Annotated in this window: 20 protein-coding genes and 2 pseudogenes; 17 read left to right on the top strand and 5 right to left on the bottom strand. The window is 41.4% G+C overall.

Features of this window, described 5'->3' with window-relative positions:
• Nucleotides 1-145: 145 nt before the first annotated feature.
• The 6 genes from ACFQ3W_RS05715 to ACFQ3W_RS05690 all read left to right on the top strand — a co-directional run bounded on the left by ACFQ3W_RS05715 (nt 146) and on the right by ACFQ3W_RS05690 (nt 5,489).
• Nucleotides 146-895, top strand: coding sequence for a class I SAM-dependent methyltransferase (locus ACFQ3W_RS05715; protein WP_379317542.1), 750 nt, complete (start codon nt 146-148; stop codon nt 893-895).
• A 220-nt stretch (nt 896-1,115) separates the two neighbouring features.
• The gene (locus ACFQ3W_RS05710) at nt 1,116-1,784 is read left to right on the top strand and encodes a phosphatase PAP2 family protein (protein ID WP_379317540.1); all 669 of its coding nucleotides are present in this window, start codon (nt 1,116-1,118) and stop codon (nt 1,782-1,784) included.
• 129 nt (nt 1,785-1,913) lie between these two features.
• Complete coding sequence (locus ACFQ3W_RS05705; RefSeq protein ID WP_379317538.1) at nt 1,914-2,600, top strand: response regulator; 687 nt, start codon at nt 1,914-1,916, stop codon at nt 2,598-2,600.
• The gene (locus ACFQ3W_RS05700; RefSeq protein WP_379317536.1) at nt 2,593-3,708 is read left to right on the top strand and encodes a sensor histidine kinase; all 1,116 of its coding nucleotides are present in this window, start codon (nt 2,593-2,595) and stop codon (nt 3,706-3,708) included. Before ACFQ3W_RS05705 ends, ACFQ3W_RS05700 begins: the two co-directional genes overlap by 8 nt.
• Nucleotides 3,709-4,363: 655 nt before the next feature.
• The gene (locus ACFQ3W_RS05695) at nt 4,364-4,687 is read left to right on the top strand and encodes an ArsR/SmtB family transcription factor (RefSeq protein ID WP_379317534.1); all 324 of its coding nucleotides are present in this window, start codon (nt 4,364-4,366) and stop codon (nt 4,685-4,687) included.
• 13 nt (nt 4,688-4,700) lie between these two features.
• Nucleotides 4,701-5,489, top strand: coding sequence for an arsenite methyltransferase (locus ACFQ3W_RS05690; protein WP_379317532.1), 789 nt, complete (start codon nt 4,701-4,703; stop codon nt 5,487-5,489).
• Between the two features lie 49 nt (nt 5,490-5,538).
• On the opposite strand, the gene arsB is transcribed toward ACFQ3W_RS05690, so the two are convergent.
• From arsB to ACFQ3W_RS05670, 4 genes are all read right to left on the bottom strand, one after another.
• On the bottom strand, nt 5,539-6,579 hold the full coding sequence (arsB, locus tag ACFQ3W_RS05685) for an ACR3 family arsenite efflux transporter (protein WP_379317530.1): 1,041 nt from the start codon (nt 6,577-6,579) through the stop codon (nt 5,539-5,541).
• 23 nt (nt 6,580-6,602) lie between these two features.
• Complete coding sequence (gene arsC / locus ACFQ3W_RS05680; RefSeq protein ID WP_379317527.1) at nt 6,603-7,028, bottom strand: arsenate reductase (thioredoxin); 426 nt, start codon at nt 7,026-7,028, stop codon at nt 6,603-6,605.
• 28 nt (nt 7,029-7,056) lie between these two features.
• A complete protein-coding gene (locus tag ACFQ3W_RS05675; protein WP_379317525.1) occupies nt 7,057-7,413 on the bottom strand; it encodes an ArsR/SmtB family transcription factor in 357 nt (118 codons plus the stop codon).
• A 323-nt stretch (nt 7,414-7,736) separates the two neighbouring features.
• Nucleotides 7,737-8,843 carry a glycosyltransferase family 4 protein gene (locus ACFQ3W_RS05670; protein ID WP_379317524.1) on the bottom strand — a complete coding sequence of 369 codons (1,107 nt, stop codon included), beginning with the start codon at nt 8,841-8,843 and terminating at the stop codon, nt 7,737-7,739.
• A gap of 485 nt (nt 8,844-9,328) precedes the next feature.
• Here ACFQ3W_RS05670 and ACFQ3W_RS05665 point away from each other — a divergent pair, with 485 nt between their 5' ends.
• The 8 genes from ACFQ3W_RS05665 to ACFQ3W_RS05630 all read left to right on the top strand — a co-directional run bounded on the left by ACFQ3W_RS05665 (nt 9,329) and on the right by ACFQ3W_RS05630 (nt 14,428).
• On the top strand, nt 9,329-10,360 hold the full coding sequence (locus ACFQ3W_RS05665) for an RNA polymerase sigma factor (protein ID WP_379317521.1): 1,032 nt from the start codon (nt 9,329-9,331) through the stop codon (nt 10,358-10,360).
• Between the two features lie 475 nt (nt 10,361-10,835).
• Nucleotides 10,836-11,237: a MarR family winged helix-turn-helix transcriptional regulator gene (locus ACFQ3W_RS05660; protein ID WP_379317948.1), complete on the top strand. Its 402-nt coding sequence runs from the start codon at nt 10,836-10,838 to the stop codon at nt 11,235-11,237.
• Nucleotides 11,238-11,276: 39 nt separating this feature from the next.
• Nucleotides 11,277-11,915, top strand: coding sequence for a nitroreductase family protein (locus ACFQ3W_RS05655; RefSeq protein WP_379317519.1), 639 nt, complete (start codon nt 11,277-11,279; stop codon nt 11,913-11,915).
• A 12-nt stretch (nt 11,916-11,927) separates the two neighbouring features.
• Nucleotides 11,928-12,071 (top strand): putative quinol monooxygenase, encoded by a 144-nt coding sequence (locus tag ACFQ3W_RS05650; RefSeq protein WP_379317517.1) that lies wholly within the window; start codon nt 11,928-11,930, stop codon nt 12,069-12,071.
• A 120-nt stretch (nt 12,072-12,191) separates the two neighbouring features.
• Nucleotides 12,192-12,332 carry a hypothetical protein gene (locus ACFQ3W_RS05645; protein ID WP_379317515.1) on the top strand — a complete coding sequence of 47 codons (141 nt, stop codon included), beginning with the start codon at nt 12,192-12,194 and terminating at the stop codon, nt 12,330-12,332.
• A 539-nt stretch (nt 12,333-12,871) separates the two neighbouring features.
• A complete protein-coding gene (locus ACFQ3W_RS05640; protein WP_379317513.1) occupies nt 12,872-13,147 on the top strand; it encodes a MerR family DNA-binding transcriptional regulator in 276 nt (91 codons plus the stop codon).
• 101 nt (nt 13,148-13,248) lie between these two features.
• Nucleotides 13,249-13,824: an effector binding domain-containing protein gene (locus ACFQ3W_RS05635; protein ID WP_379317511.1), complete on the top strand. Its 576-nt coding sequence runs from the start codon at nt 13,249-13,251 to the stop codon at nt 13,822-13,824.
• Nucleotides 13,811-14,428, top strand: a complete 618-nt coding sequence (locus ACFQ3W_RS05630; protein WP_379317509.1) for a DUF6273 domain-containing protein — start codon at nt 13,811-13,813, stop codon at nt 14,426-14,428. Before ACFQ3W_RS05635 ends, ACFQ3W_RS05630 begins: the two co-directional genes overlap by 14 nt.
• Nucleotides 14,429-14,739: 311 nt before the next feature.
• On the opposite strand, the pseudogene ACFQ3W_RS05625 reads toward ACFQ3W_RS05630, so the two are convergent.
• A pseudogene (locus ACFQ3W_RS05625) lies at nt 14,740-14,883 on the bottom strand (IS1380 family transposase); the annotation flags it as partial.
• Nucleotides 14,884-15,273: 390 nt separating this feature from the next.
• Between ACFQ3W_RS05625 and ACFQ3W_RS05620 the strand changes: the two are divergent.
• The 3 genes and pseudogenes from ACFQ3W_RS05620 (at nt 15,274) to ACFQ3W_RS05610 (ending at nt 18,660) form a co-directional block, all read left to right on the top strand.
• Nucleotides 15,274-15,624 (top strand): annotated as a pseudogene (locus ACFQ3W_RS05620) (hypothetical protein).
• Nucleotides 15,625-16,150: 526 nt separating this feature from the next.
• Complete coding sequence (locus tag ACFQ3W_RS05615; protein WP_379317507.1) at nt 16,151-17,608, top strand: alpha/beta hydrolase family protein; 1,458 nt, start codon at nt 16,151-16,153, stop codon at nt 17,606-17,608.
• Nucleotides 17,609-17,781: 173 nt separating this feature from the next.
• Nucleotides 17,782-18,660: a PhzF family phenazine biosynthesis protein gene (locus tag ACFQ3W_RS05610; protein ID WP_379317504.1), complete on the top strand. Its 879-nt coding sequence runs from the start codon at nt 17,782-17,784 to the stop codon at nt 18,658-18,660.
• Nucleotides 18,661-18,697 lie beyond the last annotated feature (37 nt).

The following is an 18,697-nucleotide window of genomic DNA, read 5'->3' as shown; positions in this document are numbered from 1 at the left end:
AACGCGTACCAGCTATCAAGGGAGAAGTATGCCCTTTTTCGAAAACTAATTCTTTGACCAGTGTGGATTCATGCCAAAGGTGAAGCCAAAGCACTGTTTAGAGAGTGCTTTGGCTTTTTTATCATTTGAAAAGGTGGTTTCAGAAATGAATGAAAAAGAATACAAAGATTTTTATGATAAAGTTGGAAAAACTAACGGATGGGATTTTAGTCATTTACGAGTAAAATCAGAAGGGGCAATATGGGGCTTTTATGAGGAGGTAACAAAGAGTTGCAACGGTTCTGAGGTTCTTTTAGACATTGGGACAGGAGGAGGCGAAAATCTACTTAACATTGCTTCCTCATTTTTCTTTGGCATCGGGATCGATATATCGGGTGGAATGATGGAAACTGCACACTCAAACCTTAATAAATCAAAACTCTCCAACGTTCGATTTTTTCAAATGTCCTCTGATCAGTTGCAGTTCCCTTCTGAATTCTTTGATATAATTTCGTGCTGTCACGCGCCATTTTTCGCAAGCGAAGCTGTAAGAGTGTTAAAAAAGAGGGGGCATTTTTTTACGCAGCAAGTTAGTGAAGCCGATAAACTGAACTTAAAACGTGCTTTTCGTCGAGGACAGGCATTTGGGGAAGTAGATGGAACATTAAAAGATAGATATGTGGGTGAATTAAAAGAGGCAGGATTTAGTAAAGTCGAGTCGTTCGATTATGATGCCATCGAATACTATGAAAGACCCGAAGACTTGCTGTTCTTACTAAATCATACACCAACTATCCCTTACTTTGGTCAGAATAATCAAGACTTCGATATTCTCCATGAGTTCATTGAAAATAACTGGACTCCAAAGGGAATTCGCACAAATTCAAAAAGATTTATGATAGTCGCAGCCAAGTAGCTCTCATGCAAATTTTGCGATGAGAGCTAGTCAAAGCATTGAGCTAACGGTAGCGTTAGTTCGGCGATCCAGGGAGCAGTTTGCTGCGGCAGCTGCTCCTTTTATTAAATATATTTGGAAATATGAATCTTCAGAAATTCTTCAGAAAAACCTTTCTAAAATCCAAAAAGGTTAACGTTATTATGCTCTATGTAATTAAATTATTTCTGGAGATGATAATGTGACCACCTTGAAAAAGAACCAAACCTCAACATGGCTTTCTCTTCTATGGCTTTTAATGATTCCAATATTGAATATTTTTTATAAGGTATTGAACCATCCCTCGGAGCACGTATATAGCCTCGTAACGGACCTAGATCGCCTAACGCCATTCGTACCGGCTTTTATTATTCCCTATGTACTTTGGTATCCCTTTATTGCAGCTGTATTGATTGGACTAGTGTTTAAAAACAGAACATTATATTATCGAACGCTGCTTGCATTATGCAGCGGCTTGATTGTTTCCTATGTTGTTTATGCCTTGTTTCAAACGACTGTCCCTCGTCCAGAGCATTTATCAGAACAGGGTGTCCTTAACCAGTTAATCTGGCTTGTATATCGGCATGATCAACCGTTTAATTGTTTTCCTAGCATACATGTGCTAACCAGCTACCTGATGCTCCGGGGAGCATCAGGGTTTGGTCGAACCATTCGATTGGCCACCACTGTAATGTCCATATCGATTATCTGTTCCACTCTGCTGATCAAGCAACACGTATTAATGGATGTCGCAGGTGGCATTCTAGTTGGAGAGTTGTTATTTCGAGTAGCAGGTAAATCTCTTCAGTATATAAGGGGGGAGAAGCGTTTGACTCTGAAAGGAGGCGAGTCCTATGTTTCTGCTAAATAAGGAAGAGCGCTTTAAATTAGGATATATTCGTTTGGTGCCTTTCAATGTTCCGCCTGCCTTTGTTTACTGCTGCCGTAAACGAACTTAGATCAAAATGGAACCAGAAGAACGAGTTAAGGAGCTGAAATTTTGAATCATCCAGTAGTACTTGTAGTCGACGATGAAAAAGATATCCGTGACGTTATTAAGGTGTACTTAAACAATGAAAATATTCGGACTTTAGAAGCATCAGACGGTGTTGAGGCATTGGAAGTCCTTAATCAGGAGTCGGTTGATTTAGTACTCCTAGATGTCATGATGCCCCGTATGGATGGTATTACGGCTTGTATGAGAATTCGAGAAAGTTCTGACGTTCAGGTTCTTATGCTATCAGCAAAACAAGAAGACATTGATAAAATTACTGGTCTATCGATGGGAGCAGATGATTATTTAGGAAAGCCGTTCAATCCGCTTGAGCTGGTGGCACGGGTCAAAGCCCGGCTTCGTCGACGGCTGCAAGTGACTCAACAGGATGAACGTTATATTCAAATTGGAGATCTTGTCATTAATATACCTCATCATTTGGTCACTGTAGGGGAAAAACAGATTCAATTGACGCCAATAGAATTTGGGATTTTAGAGTTGCTATGTAGGCACCGAGGCCAGGTATTCAGTGCAAATCATATCTATGAAGCAGTCTGGAAGGAAAAAGCAGGAAACTCGGATAATAACGTCATGGTTCATATCAGAAACTTACGTGAGAAAATCGAACAAAATCCACGAGAACCGAAGTATATTAAGACCGTTTGGGGAGTGGGGTACAAAATAAATGCCTAAGTTCCGTAAATTCTTTGGCTCAAATAACTTACGTCTCAGACTATTCTGGATTATGCTGTTAAGTTCGTTGCTAGGGTTAGTAATTACTTTCTTTACAACCGGTTTAATCTTTAATTGGATGTCTACTTGGGATGAGAAGAGTAGAACCATACCAGCCATAATAACTTTCGCAGCTATCGTGCCAGTTACTATCTTTTTGCTTTGTTTTTTCTTTATCTTTTCACTTTTGACCCGCCCTATTATTCGTTTTCTCCAAGAAACGGTCTCGAGTATTTCAACCATGGCGGCGGGAGATTTTGAAAAGCGGGCCCCTATTTATCGGAAGGATGAGCTTGGACAAGTAGCAGTTCACATTAACGCGATGGCCGAAAAGCTACAGAGGCAAAGAGAAAGGGAGCAGCAGGATGAACGGAGTCGAATGGAACTTATTACCGGCATTTCCCATGATCTCCGAACTCCTTTAACAAGCCTGATAGCTTACCTCCATTTGCTCAAAGATAAGGGTTACCGGAGCGATGAAGAATATGCCAGATATGTCGCGCACACATACAGCCAAGCTATTCAACTTCAGAAACGTATTGATGCATTATTTGAATATACCCGCCTTACTTCCCCGGAAGCAGAGGTAAACCTGAAACATATTAATTTTAGAGAACTGATTCAGCAACTTTTGTCCGAATATCAGCCAATCGCGGAAGAGTATAATCTGACACTTGTAAGTGAGTTCCCCAATGAAGATGTTTTGATTTGGGTTGACCCGGATAAGATTGTCCGCGCTCTTGAAAATCTTTTGATGAATGCAATTAAGTACTCTCATTATCCGGGTGAGATTCGCGTTCAATGCTCATTCTCAAATGTAAGGTTAGCGATTGGCATTGAGAATGAAGGAGAGCCATTGACCAGGGAACAGGAAGAACACCTTTTTGATCGGTTTTATCGAGTTGATGCTTCAAGAGCATCAAACAATGGTGGATTGGGCTCAGGCTTCGGACTTGGCCTTGCTATAGCGGAGAGCATCGCCAGGTTACATGGAGGCGATCTTACGTTAAGCCACGTTCAAGGAAAATACCATTTCCGATTGGAACTCCCGATAAATAGATATGAATAGAGAACCAGCTTGTCCATTCAACGAACGGGAAACGATAGCTCAATGATAACGACGGCAGCCGGACAAAACGATCGGCTGCCATCGTTAAGTTAACGAGCAGGTTTCAGCAAAACCGACTTGGCGACATCTCAAGTTGAGGATCATCCAGAGCAGTTTACCAAAGCAGCAGCTGTTTCCAACCGCTAACGGGGGGAAGGAGAGCGAACTTATAATTTTGATTTCTGAAATACACATATATAATGTTGTCGAGGGACAAGAACTTGTACCGATTGCCGAAAAGGACAAGAAGATGTTCCGATTACCGATTAGATAGCGATTTTCTGTGTTAGCGGCTGAAATAGATGGTGTGGTCTGTTGCTAGGCTTCCTTAAATTGTTATCCCATCGCTGTGCTTACAAAGGTATTGTGGAACCTTCGATTTATTTGCTCGGAGGTAACTCATCACTATGAGTTTTATAAAATCGGATAGTACCGAAAGGAAGGTTATCGCGAAGTCGGTATTTTTGAAAAACAGGGCATATTAGATGGAAATCCTACCGACGTGATGGTCTATGGAGAAATTATTGTAATCCCCAAAAGGGTATTTTCCGCTTGAATATATAATTCAATAATTATATACTTATATATATGTAAGAACGGAGAGGATGAATGAACAATGTCTACACCAGTAGATGAAATGTCTGATGTTTTTAAACTACTCGGGGATAAGACGAGATTAACCATCATCTCCTTATTGAAAGGACAGTCCGAATTATGCGTTTGTGAGATCGTAGATTATCTGCAAACGACGCAGCCGAATGTAAGCCAGCATCTGAGAAAGTTAAAATCAGCCGGTTTAGTTAGTGAAAAAAGAAAAGGTCAGTGGATTTATTACACCCTTACCTTGGAAGACAAACCTTATTTGCAGGGTGTATTGGAGCATCTCCCGTCTTTGAAGCAAGAAACAGCATGTTGTAATGTGACCGATAGACAAAAATAAGGAGCGTGTGAGTATGGACAATGTTCAAAAAGATACGATTCGCAATAACGTTCGAGGAAGATACAAGCAAGTTGCCATCAAAGAAATTAGCATTAAGTCAAGCTGCTGCGGATCGAGTGATTCGGCAAGTTTTGATGAAGTATCGGCTAAAATGGGTTATTCAGCTGAGGAATTAGCTTCTGTACCGCAAGGAGCGAACTTGGGGCTAGGATGCGGTAATCCGCAGGCTATTGCGGCACTTAAGCCAGGTGAGGTCGTACTCGACTTGGGCAGCGGTGCCGGTTTTGACTGCTTCCTAGCGTCACGACAAGTCGGATCAGAAGGTCTTGTCATCGGAGTGGATATGACCACCGAAATGGTCACAAAAGCCCGTCAGAACGCTTCCAAAGGACAATTTACTAATACCGAATTTCGTCTTGGTGAAATCGAGCATTTGCCTGTAGCGAACGATACGGTTGATGCAATCATGTCGAACTGTGTGATTAACTTATCTCCAGATAAGCAGCAAGTGTTTCATGAAGCTTTCCGTGTCTTAAAGTCTGGCGGAAGACTAGCGATTTCAGATGTGGTCATGACAGCAGAAATGCCCCCTGAAATTCGTGCAGACATCGATGCAACGTACTCCGGATGCATCTCTGGAGCATCTTCGATCGAGGAGCTTGAAAGGTACCTTCAGCAAGCTGGATTTGCGAATATCAGTATTACAGCCAAGGATGAATCCAAGCTTTATATTAATGAATGGCTGCCTGGAGCCGACATTGATCAATATATTGTTTCTGCCATCATTCAAGCGATAAAATAAGTTTGAACATAACACAAAGGAGCCTGTTAGGGCTCCTTTGTTATTTAGCTTAAGTGAAGTATTTGCGCTTGAACCACAACGATACATTGACCAATCCGATCATCACAGGAACTTCCACAAGCGGACCGATGACGGCCGCAAACGCGGCTCCTGAGTGAATTCCGAAGACTCCTACGGAGACGGCAATAGCCAATTCGAAGTTGTTGCTTCCTGCGGTGAATGCCAGTGATGTACTGACTTCATAGCTCGCACCCGCGCGTTTCGATAAGAAGAATGATGCAAAGAACATAACGACAAAGTAAATCAACAATGGGATTGCGATACGGACAACATCCATCGGCAGTTCCAGGATCTTATCGCCTTTAATCGAGAACATGATCACGATGGTAAACAATAAAGCGATCAACGTCAGAGGACTGATCTTAGGAATAAACGCCTTCTCATACCATTCACGACCTTTATGTTTCACCAAGACATATCGTGTCAGGAAGCCAGCAAGGAACGGTATGCCTAGATAGATCAAAACGCTCTCCGCAATTTGCCCCATAGAAATATCGACGACCATGCCTTCTAAACCAAACCATTTCGGAAGAACCGTAACAAACACATAAGTGAATACCGAGTAGAACAGGATTTGAAAAATGGAGTTGAAGGCGACAAGTCCTGCTGTATACTCTCGATCACCCTTTGCTAGATCGTTCCATACGATGACCATGGCGATACATCGTGCAAGCCCAATCATGATAAGCCCAACCATGTAGTCGGGATAACCGCTTAAAAATACAATGGCGAGAATAAACATCAGTACAGGACCGATTACCCAATTTTGCACCAAGGAGAGCAGTAGCACTTTCCAATCTTTAAATACTCGCCACATCTCTTCGTACCTCACCTTAGCAAGTGGAGGATACATCATAATGATAAGTCCAGCTGCAATAGGTATGGATGTCGTTCCAATTTGAAATTTGTTTAGTCCTTCCACGAATTGTGGCGAGACATAACCGATGCCAATGCCAAGCAGCATAGCCGCAAAAATCCATATGGTCAAATATCGGTCGAGGAAGGATAGACGCTTTGTAACATGAGACATCCGTTACACATCTCCTTCGTGGCTTATTTGCCCGTATCGGCAAACAGCTGAATTCTTGCTCCAATTTCATCACGAACGCGTTGGAAGAACGCCCATTTTTCTTCATCTGTTCCTTCAGCCTTCGCAGGATCGTCAAACCCCCAATGAACACGTGCTTTATCAGGCGGTGTCACTGGACAAACATCATTTGCATGACCGCAGAGTGTTACAACCAGGTCAGCTCGTTCAAGCAACTGAGGATCAATTACATCGGAAGTATGACTCGAAATATCGATGCCGATCTCATTCATAGCTTCAATCGCCTTTGGATTCACTCCGTGAGCCTCGATACCAGCGGAGTATACATCCCATTCCTGGCTCAAGTATTGCTTGGCGAAACCATCTGCCATTTGGCTGCGGCAAGAATTTCCTGTGCAGAGGAAGTAAATGATCTTTTTGTTTGAATTCATATTTTATGACCACCTTTGTTATAAAATTTTAAGAACACGTCGTGCATTTGGATCTTTGATATGCTGCTACGAGATCTTTTTGAGAGGGGAGAGATTGGATAATCTCTTTAAGATAGGGCTCTAAGTCATTTTTAAGACGTACATGAACCCAAGTACCAACTTTACGCTCTGTGATAATATCAGCCTGTTTAAGCTTCTTTAAGTGCTGGCTGATGGCAGGCTGTGATAATCCCAGCAGGGCAACCAAATCGCATACACACAACTCTTGATCGTTTAAGTAAGCGACTATGGTCAGACGGGTAGGGTCTGCAATGATTTTTAATTTGGATGAAAGAGAAAGAATATCGTTGGACATATATTCACCACCGCTTATATTATCTCCCACTTATATTATCATCCACTTATATATATTACAAGCCTAAATCAAAATTGGAATGTTTAAAGATCTTCACGCCGAAACAACTATGCTTGAATAAAGGGCATAAGCTGGTGAGCGTTAAGCTAAGGGGCAGATTACGTTAACAAAAAAATAAAACCGGCACATTAAATGCCGATTCACCAATTGCCAATATGTTAAATGGGTACCCTAAAAAGTCTATTAATTTTTTGGTGAAAAACCGACGCTCCATATTTAACTTGGCTTTTCATCCACATTCTACTTTTTCGTCGATCATGAGCCTTGGCCATGTGATATATTCCAAGAATAGCCTATTTCATCTCTATAACTTTTTTCAAAATGGCTCCGGCGCGGTTCCAAGAAAGTTTTTTTGTGTCCTGGCGGCCTTGCCGGCCTTTTCTTTTACATAGTTCAGGATGGTAGTATGCCAATCTCATCTGGCTTTTTAAGCTGGATAAATCCGGCTCTGCCCACCTTTGCCCCTTTCCTGAAAATAAAGAACGGAATCTTCGCGAAATCGCGTGTTTGCTGTCCATACTGATCTGCGGGCTTTGCAGCTTATATTTGATAAAAAAGGAGTTCCTATGATTTAAGAAATCCATATGTCCTCCCCAGCCCGTAGTTATGACGGGAACGCCACTAGACAGCGACTCCAAAAACGGTAGACCCACTCCTTCGCCTCTTGTAGGGAGAACGAAAACGTTGCCGAGCGTATAGATGCCTTTTAACTGACTGGGACTCATACGTTCAGTCATGACGACAACCGGGGCAGTTTTTTTATGGATACCGAGCTTTTTCTTATAGCCCTCGATTTGCCTTCGAATCCATTGTCCGGTCTCGTGTCGCGCATACCCATTCGTTTTGATAACGAGCAGCACTTTATCCGTTGCCGAGAACTGTTCCCAGTAAGCCCTCAACAAGGCTTCGGGATTTTTTCGATGTTGGAAACCAAATACGGAAACGAATACGAAGCGACCCTTGGCACTTGGCAAAGGGTATTTTTTATTCGCGGGTTTAAATTTTTCGGTGTTGACTCCATGGGGGACAATAAAAATAGGTACCTTGATGCCGCTTTGTCGCAGGGCGATTTTATTGTGTATGGTCGGCACGCATACCGCATCAAATTTGTTGATTTTCGAAAGCCAGCTCTGAGGAATGCGGGTTGTTTCCCAAACCGTATTTAAAATAATGCGGTCAAACCGTTTACGCTCCTGCGCAAAATTCAATTTTCGAGGCAATTGATGATAAATTAACACCTTTCGTTTATTCAAGCCGCTGTTTTTTCGGCTCCCGAGGCTGCCGCCTACCTTGACGTTTACGCCCTGTCTCTTTAAAGCAGACACATATTCCCTGCTTGCGATCCCGAGACCTGAGGCAAGATTTACGGGACCTCTCCAAACAACCTGTACATTTGCCATAGAATCGCACCCTTTTAGGTTGGTAATAGCCGTTATCTACAACAGACTTGTCAGCACGTATGATTCTGCTGCAGGAATGTTCATGCTCGGATACCGGATAGAGATGGACGATCATTTATAAATCGCCACAACCACCTACCGGATATTCTAAAGTATGATTGGACTTATGAGAAAGAAACGGATATAAGTCCAATCCTAAGCGGCCCAAATTATGATAAATGAGGAGAGTAGATCGCTTGTAAATAACCGAAAACTTGCACGCATGCAACGTTCCTGAGACTAAAAAATTGTATTAATTAAAAAAAATAGCGTGATGGGAAAAGTAGCGCTGACGCTCCCGAAAGAAAGTGGAGGTGGAATTAGTGGGAAGATAAAGCCAGAGCTATATGCCTTGCCTGACACAGGGAATTGGCAAGTAATCGTCACAACACATTCTTCTGCCTCACTGTAAGATTCGCGGTAGAGTCGGACATGAAGGCGCGTATTTGACGAGCAAAAGCTCCAAAACAGTTCAACTGTTCCCGTTAAAGGGTTTTATAATTGCGGATGACTTGACTCAACAGGTTCTTTTGAAGGCTGTCGAAAATTTTCACAGATTTAAAGGCAGCTCTAATTTATTCACGTGGATATTTAAGATCGCTCAAAATACGGTGAAAAACGAATATCGGAGGTTATCGCGAAAAAAAGAATCTCCTTTTGATTTTACAGATTATGAATCGCAGTCGATCTCCCTAGAATTTACGAAATATGTTGATTTTCGAATTGATATCAGAGCTGCGCTAAAAGAATTAGATGAGTTGGACCAGGAAATTATTGCATTACGTTTTTTTGTCGACTGCACGTTGTCTGAAATATCCAAGATCGTTGGAATGCGTGAGAGTGCTGTAAAGAACAGATTGTACAGATCTCTGGAAAGACTAAAGAAAGAACTGAAAGAATGGGGGGAAATTACCATCATGTCGATTCAAGAATTGATTTCAATTGTAGATAAGGGTGGCAGCAAGGGCACGAACAAACGTCTGCAGAAAGTACAACATGACTTGTTCGTTGAACTCAGCAATAATGTAGAACGTATCTCGACAAAATACAATCACCATCCATCACGAAAAGTAGTTATTGAAATTTACCCTGATCTGCCATCGTTTCATCAAGCTGTAGGAGAAGCAGATGCACCTAATTGGTTTATGGGCACATATGAAGGACACATTCTTAAAATCGTTTCTCCGTTGAATCCAGGACCTGAACATACGTACGAATCCATCCTGAAAAGCACGGTCCATTTGTTCACCATGTGGTTAATCAATGAAATTAATCCAGCGGCTCCAAAATGGATAGGGCAGGGGATAGGTGGATACGAAATCAAACAGATGACTCAGGACTTTATTAGAGACTCGACGGAAGAGGCCATCCGCAATCTGGCGATCCCATCATTTGATGAATTAAATAACGATACCCTGGGATTTCGAAACGATGAAAGGATTCCAGTTCTCCTACATGTTCGTGGAATTTGTTGTTAAGCAATACGGAATTGATGCATTAAACAAAGTGATCCGCAATCCTCACGATTTTAATGGTATCTTTCAATGTTCTGAGCTGGAACTGCATAAGAAAATGGTTGAGTATATAAAGAATTAATACTTTTAGTCATTTAAGCCCGGTAATAAACCGGGCTATTTTCTGTATGTGGAATGTACGATGACACAAAGTTCCCACAATATGAGCAGTTACAGTTAAGTGGGTTCAATGATCTAAAAGAAGGGGATTTAGATATGAACAGGGACTGGTGATGAATATTGTCGGGGGACAACCAAATGACAAGGAGAATGAATAGTTCGATAATTGTAAACTCAATGGCGGTCTTTTTTTGCAAAAGGACTTGATTATTCATAAAAAAAGTTTTACGATTGACCCATCAATCTTTGACCAGTCAATAAATTTAAGGAGGTCTTTATCATCTCTGTTTGTCATACAGATGACCTGCTGTACTTGCTAATGCATTTAAACAAGCATATCGCGACACGGTTTGAACGGTGTGCTGGAGTTAGTCCCAATAGGCTCGAGCTACTTTGCAAACTGACGGGTGGCCAAATTAGCCAATCGGATTTACAGAAGGCCGTGTCTATTGATCCAGCTGCGGTGACTCGTCATGTTCAGCAGTTGGAAGCGGAAGGCATTCTTCTGCGAACAAGGTGTGAGAACGACAACCGGATTGCATTAGTTGAGCTAACCGAAGAAGGCAAAAGTAAAGTCGCGAAGTTTAAAGCCGAGAAGGACCGGTTTCTGGAGGAACTTCAGGCCGACCTCACGGAATCAGAACGCCTTGGGCTTATTCAAGCTCTACAGAAGCTGAACAGCCAGATTCAACAAATGAAAGAAACAAGTAAGACCAATTAAAATTAACCAATTTAACTATTGAGATTAGGAGAGAATAACATGACTGCAACTACCCTAAGCAATGTTTTTAAAGAAATTATTAGTTCTCGGCACTCTGTGCGTGTGTACGACCCGACGGTCAAGATCAGCCGTGAGGAAATGACTGAAATTTTGGAAGAAGCAACTTTGGCCCCGTCATCTGTTAATCTTCAGCCTTGGAGATTTCTCGTCATTGATAGCCCAGAAGGAAAATCTACTCTTGAAGAGCTTGCACCAGGTAATAAAAGCCAAGTTTCAACTTCCTCTGCAATCATTGCCGTTTTCGGAGATATGAACGCATTTGACAATGCTGACGAAATCATGAGTACTGATGTAGAAAGAGGATATATGCCACAAGAGGTTAAAGATCAAGTCATGGCTAACTATACGAATCTTTTTGGACGTATCCCAGCACAAGCTTTTCGTGAAATGATTCTTATTGACGGCGGTCTGGTATCCATGCAGCTCATGCTGTCAGCTCGTGCCCACGGATATGATACAAACCCGATTGGCGGATATGACAAATCCCGCATTGCGGAAGCATTTGGTATGGAGAAGGAACGTTATGTACCGGTTATGCTCATTTCTGTTGGTAAGGCGGCTAAAGAGCCGCGCAGAACAAGTCGTCTTCCTATCAACCGCGTTGCGGAGTGGAAGTGAGATTCGTATCTCATGATTGAACAGTGGAAAGACCAAGAAGCAGTAGCGGCTCATAATGCAAGCAGCCATTTTCAGTCATTCGTAGCTAAAGCTCCCCAATACTTGACAGCTCCGCTACAAGTTGAAGCTTTTGTAGGTCAACCCATCAGTAAATAATAATAATCTAGATGTTTACCTAAGATGAGAAGATTAGTTACTCAACAAAAAAAGCCGCTTAACTGCGACTTTTTTGTTTTTATGAAAGTATAGTAAGATTAGAGGGATTAGGAGGAAACCATGTTTCGTGAGTTTGCACATGAAGGTAGGGTCATATTTGAAGTAAAAGCCGAGGATTATAATTATGAGCAAATCATTCAGGCAATCGACCTGCGTATATTGATCATGGCGGAGATATTCAAAAAACAACCATTCTTTTAAAGGGATTGAACAAGCTGCAAAAATAGCTCTTACCATTATACAAGCGAATGGGCTTTGACAATTTTCAAAAAGCAGTTGAGACATATGTAAATTTTTGAAACCGGCGATCTGAAAATGATTGACGGTTTTTTGTGCAGAAGAATTAGCTGGGTTAAATAAATGCAAAAATGTGCCGACATTATATACTAGCGCAACGCTCCCTGGAAAAAATAAAGTCCTTCTGATTGAGCCGGTCCCGACAGAAGTATGGGTGCAAGGCTCCGAAGATCCTTATCTAGTATGCAAAGGAAGAATGTTCATCTCGCTTCCTCCGTTGCATACCTATTCGGTCAAGGAGATGTCAGCCCAGTTAGTGGCAGTCGTTGAAGTTGATTATACATACTTCCAGCAAACAAGCAGGGGCTAAGCCCAAGATATGCAGAGATTCGGAAATAAATCTTGGTTTTCCTTGTGTTCTTTAAAACGAATTTTTTATAGTTTCTCTTTTGACTTTGACGTCGCGTCAACCTGTATACTTATACTTAAAAGGAGGGTTAGTCATGGAACTGCAAACCATTAGTCAAGTATCTAAACATTTTTCAATTTCAACCCGGACACTTAGATATTACGAACAAATTGGGTTGATAACACCTTTGAAAAAAGAAGATTTCGCTTATCGCGTATATGATATCGAAGCCATCACACGTCTGCGTCAGATTATTATTCTGCGCGTGTTGCAATCGAAGCCTTTGAGAGCAACCTTATCGAAATTGAGGACGAAATTACCTCGCTCTCCACTATCCGTAGCGTTATTAAAGCCTTTATCGAACATCTAAATCTTGGAACCGCGATATTCGTATTACCGGATGATGAAGGCTTACTAGAAATTGTAGATTCATTGACTGCCTCTAAGATTAATTTCAAGGAGGAAAAGTCAATGGAACAACTTAACCACGCAAGCGAGAAACTTAGTAAACTTGAGGACAAAGATGTACGGATTGTTTACCTTCCGCCCATGACCGTGGCTGCCGCTTACGCATCAGGAGAAGGCTGCGAAGGTAAAGCGGTTGACAAGATAACGCAATTTGTAAAAGAAAGCGGATTGCTAAAAATCAAACCCGACGCCCGGAGTTTTGGTTTTGATTGCTCTAAGGGGACAGCAGTAATCGGAGAACCTTCGCATGTGTATGAGGTGTGGGTATCCATTCCCGACGACATAGAGATCCCCGCGCCTTTAGTAAAACGAACATTTGACGGCGGGCTATATGCAGCACATGTGTTGAGGGCATGGGATTTCGAGGATTGGCGTTTATTAAAAGAATGGGTTAACGCAAGCGATAAATATGATAATGACTGGGATTCCCCACGTTGGACATCGCCGGAAACGGTTGCGGGGCAAGGATTTGAAGAAACATTGAATTTTTATAATTTTATACATAAAGGCGGTAAAATGGAAGATTTACAGCTTGATTTATTGTTTCCGATTAAGGAGAAGGAGCATGAGAATGAATGAGTTTAATATCGGCTCAACAATGCCATTCGGCGGTTATACCTGGCGCATTCTTGACATAAAAAACAATGCGGCTTTGATTATTACCGAAGATATTATAGAACAACGTGCTTACCATGATGCTTATAAAGATATAACATGGGCTGAATGCGCGTTAAGAAAATACCTTAATGGTGAATTTTATAACAAATTCAACGCAACTGATAAATCAAGAATAATTCCGGTAATAAATAATAATTTTGACAATCAGTGGTATGGTTCAAAAGGCGGAGAAGATACGCAAGACAGCGTATTTTTATTAAGCATTGAGGAAGTAGTGTGCAAATATTTTGGTGATAGCAGTTCAAAACTACAAAACCGAGGAAAAAATCAAAGATATTGGTTTGAAAGAAAAGATGAAAACAACAGTAAGCGAATAGCAAGACTTGAAGGTAAAAATTGGGGGACTTGGTGGTGGCTTCGGTCGCCCGGTCGCGTTAATGTAAAAGCCGTATACATCCACGGTGACGGTAATATAGGTATCCAAGGCAACAATATATTGAAAGGCAACATCAGCGATGGCGAATGTAAAGGCGGCGTTCGTCCCGCTTTGTGGCTGAAGCTGTAATTTGAATCATGTCTAATAAGCAATTGAACAGTAAATTTGATACTTCGCGCACAGGCAAGGCCGATTTTTAGGCTTTGCCTTATTTTTTGTAAAATTGGACAAAACACCATGACAAAACTGCAATTTAAGAATGGGAGAAAAGGTCATTCCCCTAGGAATAGAAGAGATGCAACAACATCTGATTGATGTAAAGAAAACTTACCTCTACTTTACAATGAAAATTATTCAAGTATAAGGATGATAACTATGTTATTTCAGAGTTCATAAAGGAAGGAACACATAAGGGTGAATGGCGGTATGAAGCCGACAAATCGCACCAACTCTTTGTAGAGCAGAGTATGATGTGGACTACGGCCACCGAGAAAACGGCGAATGAGAGGATCGTGTTGAAGCTTGCGAAAGTGGAAAATCCGCTCACAGCCGAGCATCCAGCCAACTATTAAATAGAGCAGAATACGATGAACCGGAAAAAGCCAATTCCTCGCTTTGACACTGGACTTTTAATCACACCAATGAAACGGACATCTATAAGCTACAATTTAAAGATCTAGAATTAGAAAAATTAACTAGTATGGTGATAATAAAGTGACATAAGATAGAAATGACAGGCACCAAGTAGATTAAAGGAAAAAAAGCGAGAACGCTTGTACGCAAAAATTGAATAACAGGTAAAATATAGATATAATTGAATCTGAAGAGGTATGATTTTCCTTCAAAAGGGGAGACGATGGAAATAAATGTGATGACTCGGATGTTTTTCAAGTAAAAACTGACCCAGAGTGTCATGAATACAGAAACGTTATTTGAAATACCTTTAAAAACAAGGAAATGAGGGATATCCCCCAATGAGGTTACAAAACTTATTTAATGAAAAACCAACTAAATTATGGAATGAAAGAATAACAGAATATGGAGATGAGCTTTTTACAGAAGAGAGATTACTAATGTCTGATAAAGTCCTGGATAAATTTTAAAACCAATTAGTATTATTACAAGAAACTAAACATCCTGAGAGTATTATGAAGGCTGTAGAAGAAGTTGTGATTACGTTTAATGAAATGAATGAGGAAAATGGCTATTTTATTGAGACGATGGAACGTGAAGAATTGGCTGATTTTATTGACAAGGCAGCTAGGCTAGCTGGATTAGAGATTGAGGAAGATCAAGATATTACAGAAGAATGGAGAGAGTGGTAATTGGGTTGATTAGTATTTGTAAAATGACTCAATGAAGTTATAATTCTTCAAATAACACATACGCCCGTTAATACAGAAACGTACAATTAAATAATGTGTCACATGATATTGGCGTCTCCCGTTTTTGTAATCGGGAGTGGCCTTTTTTTGTTTTGAACGGCTAGTTAAGGGGGGAGCTATTTTCATCAATACTGTCCAGAGGGGACAGTTAGTAAGTACAGACTCATCGTATTTGATGATGAGAAAAAACCATTTATACCTCTCACCGAATATTATCATCATCAAATCACTAGGTATCAGAGCTTGTGGAGTTGTTAATCCAATCAGAGCAATACATCGCGCAGAATAATAAGCTCTAGTTGAAAGAACAATTTGAAAAGCACCAATATAACATTTAGTACGCCATACGTGTCTTATGAAGATAAGTTCTAGACTGGCGCGGCGGCGTTAAGCTAACGAGCAGATTACTTTGACGTTAATTAAAACTTTTTGGATTCGGAAACCGTTTTTGTACTAAAGTAGCGGCTTGTTTACATTAACAGTTCTATTAAAAAAAGGACGTCGTAGAATTCCAGTATCCGTTGCAAGCGGGTTCGCCACACTTTTACTGGTCATTCATTGGACGGTGGAAGGATACAGAGTTCAGCTATTTTTCCCATATTGCATCACGATCATATTTTTAGCCATTTCAGGTTATAGCTATTTTAAAAAAAACGGTCCCCAAAAAATCCCACGATTCATATTGGGTTCAGCTTATACCGCTATAGCAATAATGCTGGTCGTAACAGCGGGTCTCATGTATGCTTTTCCTGTATTTAAACTACCTGAACCGACTGGCGAATTAAAGGTAGGAACGCAAACTTTTCATTTCGTGGATACGAATAGGGAAGAGATTTTCGATGAAGCCCGAGATGGCAAGAGAGAATTGATGGTTCAGGTATGGTATCCGGCTCAAGCCGGCACCGACAAGTACGCTCCCTTTGTTCCCGATCCCCAGATTTTACGTTATATGGCCGCGGACTATGGCCTTCCCGTGTTTACTTTGCAACACCTGAAGTACGTATCCAGTCATGCTTATTCGGGGGCCGAAGTCTCTTCGGCGCAGACTTCATACCCGCTGATCCTTGCGAATCCCGGCAACGGCTCTTCCAGGTTCCTCCACACGTCGCAAGCCGAAAATCTCGCGAGTCACGGATATATCGTGGCCGTGATCGACCACACCTACAATACATTTGCAACTGAGTTTCCGGACGGGCGAATCACGACCAGCACAACCAACGACTTATTCTCGCCGGGCCAAGATTATCGGACGAGTAGAGAAAATCGCGACAAGTTGGGAGAAGTTCTAACCGGCGATGTGGCGTTTGCGCTGGACCAATTCGAGCTCATCCAATCGGGGCAGATTCCAAGTCATCTAAATGGGAGGATTGATCTTCATCATGTCGGGGTGTTCGGCCATTCCATCGGCGGAGCGACGGCCTATGACGCTTCTTACGATCCGCGAATCGCGGTTGGAATAGACCTTGATGGAGGGCTTTATCGGCTGCGTGACAGAGAGGGTCTGCGAAAGCCTTTTTTGTTCATCAACTCGGCAAGCTATTTCGAAAAATTAAAAATGGTGATGGATCACCGGGTATACACGGATGCAGAGCTTAACCGTATGGGCTCAACAAGAGAGTGGGAGGATCAAGTAACGGAAGATAAAAAGTTGGAGCTTGAACGGATGCGCGAAACGGTCGATGAAGGGGGAGAAGTCCTCTATATCGAAAATACGGAGCATTTGAATTTTGCCGACGTACAGTTCATTTCTCCGGTTTTCAACATGCTGGGCATTACAGGAAAGATTGCGCCCGAAAGAGCGAACTCCGTTATCAATGCCTATATGCTGGATTTCTTCGATATGTATTTGAAAAATCAGGGCGGTATCTTAATGAAAGGACCGGATAGCCGCTTTCCGGAGGTAAAGTTCGTAACCTCGCTATAAATTACGGAACAGGCTCCCGATTTTGATATGCTATCATGTACAACTAGCTCCGTCAGCGGAACGACTGAAACATCATTGAGCTAACGGGCAGTATTCTTAAACAATCTTACGAATTTTTCACGAATAAAGCCCAAAATTTGGTATGATGAGGGGAATTACGTTGGGGGTGCTTTATGAAAACAATAAAGGTTTATCATTTTGACGCATTTAGTAATATTCCCAATATGGGAAACCCAGCGGGGGTAGTATTAGATGGTGAAAATTTGAATGAAGAACAAATGAGAGAAGTGGCAGAAAAAGTAGGGTTTAACGAAACGGCTTTCCCACTTAAATCTGATAAAGCGGATTTAAGAATTCGTTTTTTTACTCCAGGACATGAAATAAACATTTGTGGTCACGCAACTATGGCAACTATTTATGCGTTGAAAACGAAAGGATTGTTGGATGATAAAACTAATTTTACAATTGAAACTAAAGCAGGGGTTTTACCGATTAAACTTAATTCAAACGGTGGGCCTTACACAACAATGCAGCAAGCAACTCCCCAATTTCAAGAATTTAAAGGCTCACTTCAAGAGTTGGCTGTTTCAATGGGAATTGAAGAAAGCGATATTGAAACAGAATTACCAACAATATACGGTAGCACAGGTACATGGACATTGTTGATTCCAATAAAAAGTCTTGCTGCTTTCAAACGAATGAAACCCAATAACAGTCTTTTTCCAAACATTTTAAAGGAAATGCCACGAGCATCAATCCATCCTTTTTGTTTAGAAACATATGATATAAAGGCACATATGCACGCTCGGCATTTTTCATCGCCCTTTTCTGGTACAATTGAGGACCCAGTTACTGGCACTGCCTCTGGAGTAATGGGAGCCTATTATGCAAGATATTTAAATAAGGGGGCCCAATCATCATTTAATCTTTTAATTCAGCAAGGTCAGGAAATCGAAAGAGATGGGAGAATCAGAGTAAAAGTAACAAACGGTGAAGTCATAGAAGTTACGGGTAATGCTGTTTATGTTGGAGAATTTGATGTTTCAATATAACCGTTGCACTAACGGGACACGTTAGTTGAATAGACCC

The sequence above is a fragment of the Paenibacillus puldeungensis genome (assembly GCF_042678945.1).
In the GTDB taxonomy this organism is placed as follows: Bacteria; Bacillota; Bacilli; order Paenibacillales; family Paenibacillaceae; genus Fontibacillus; species Fontibacillus puldeungensis.
This window is presented reverse-complemented; position numbering and strand designations above follow the sequence as displayed.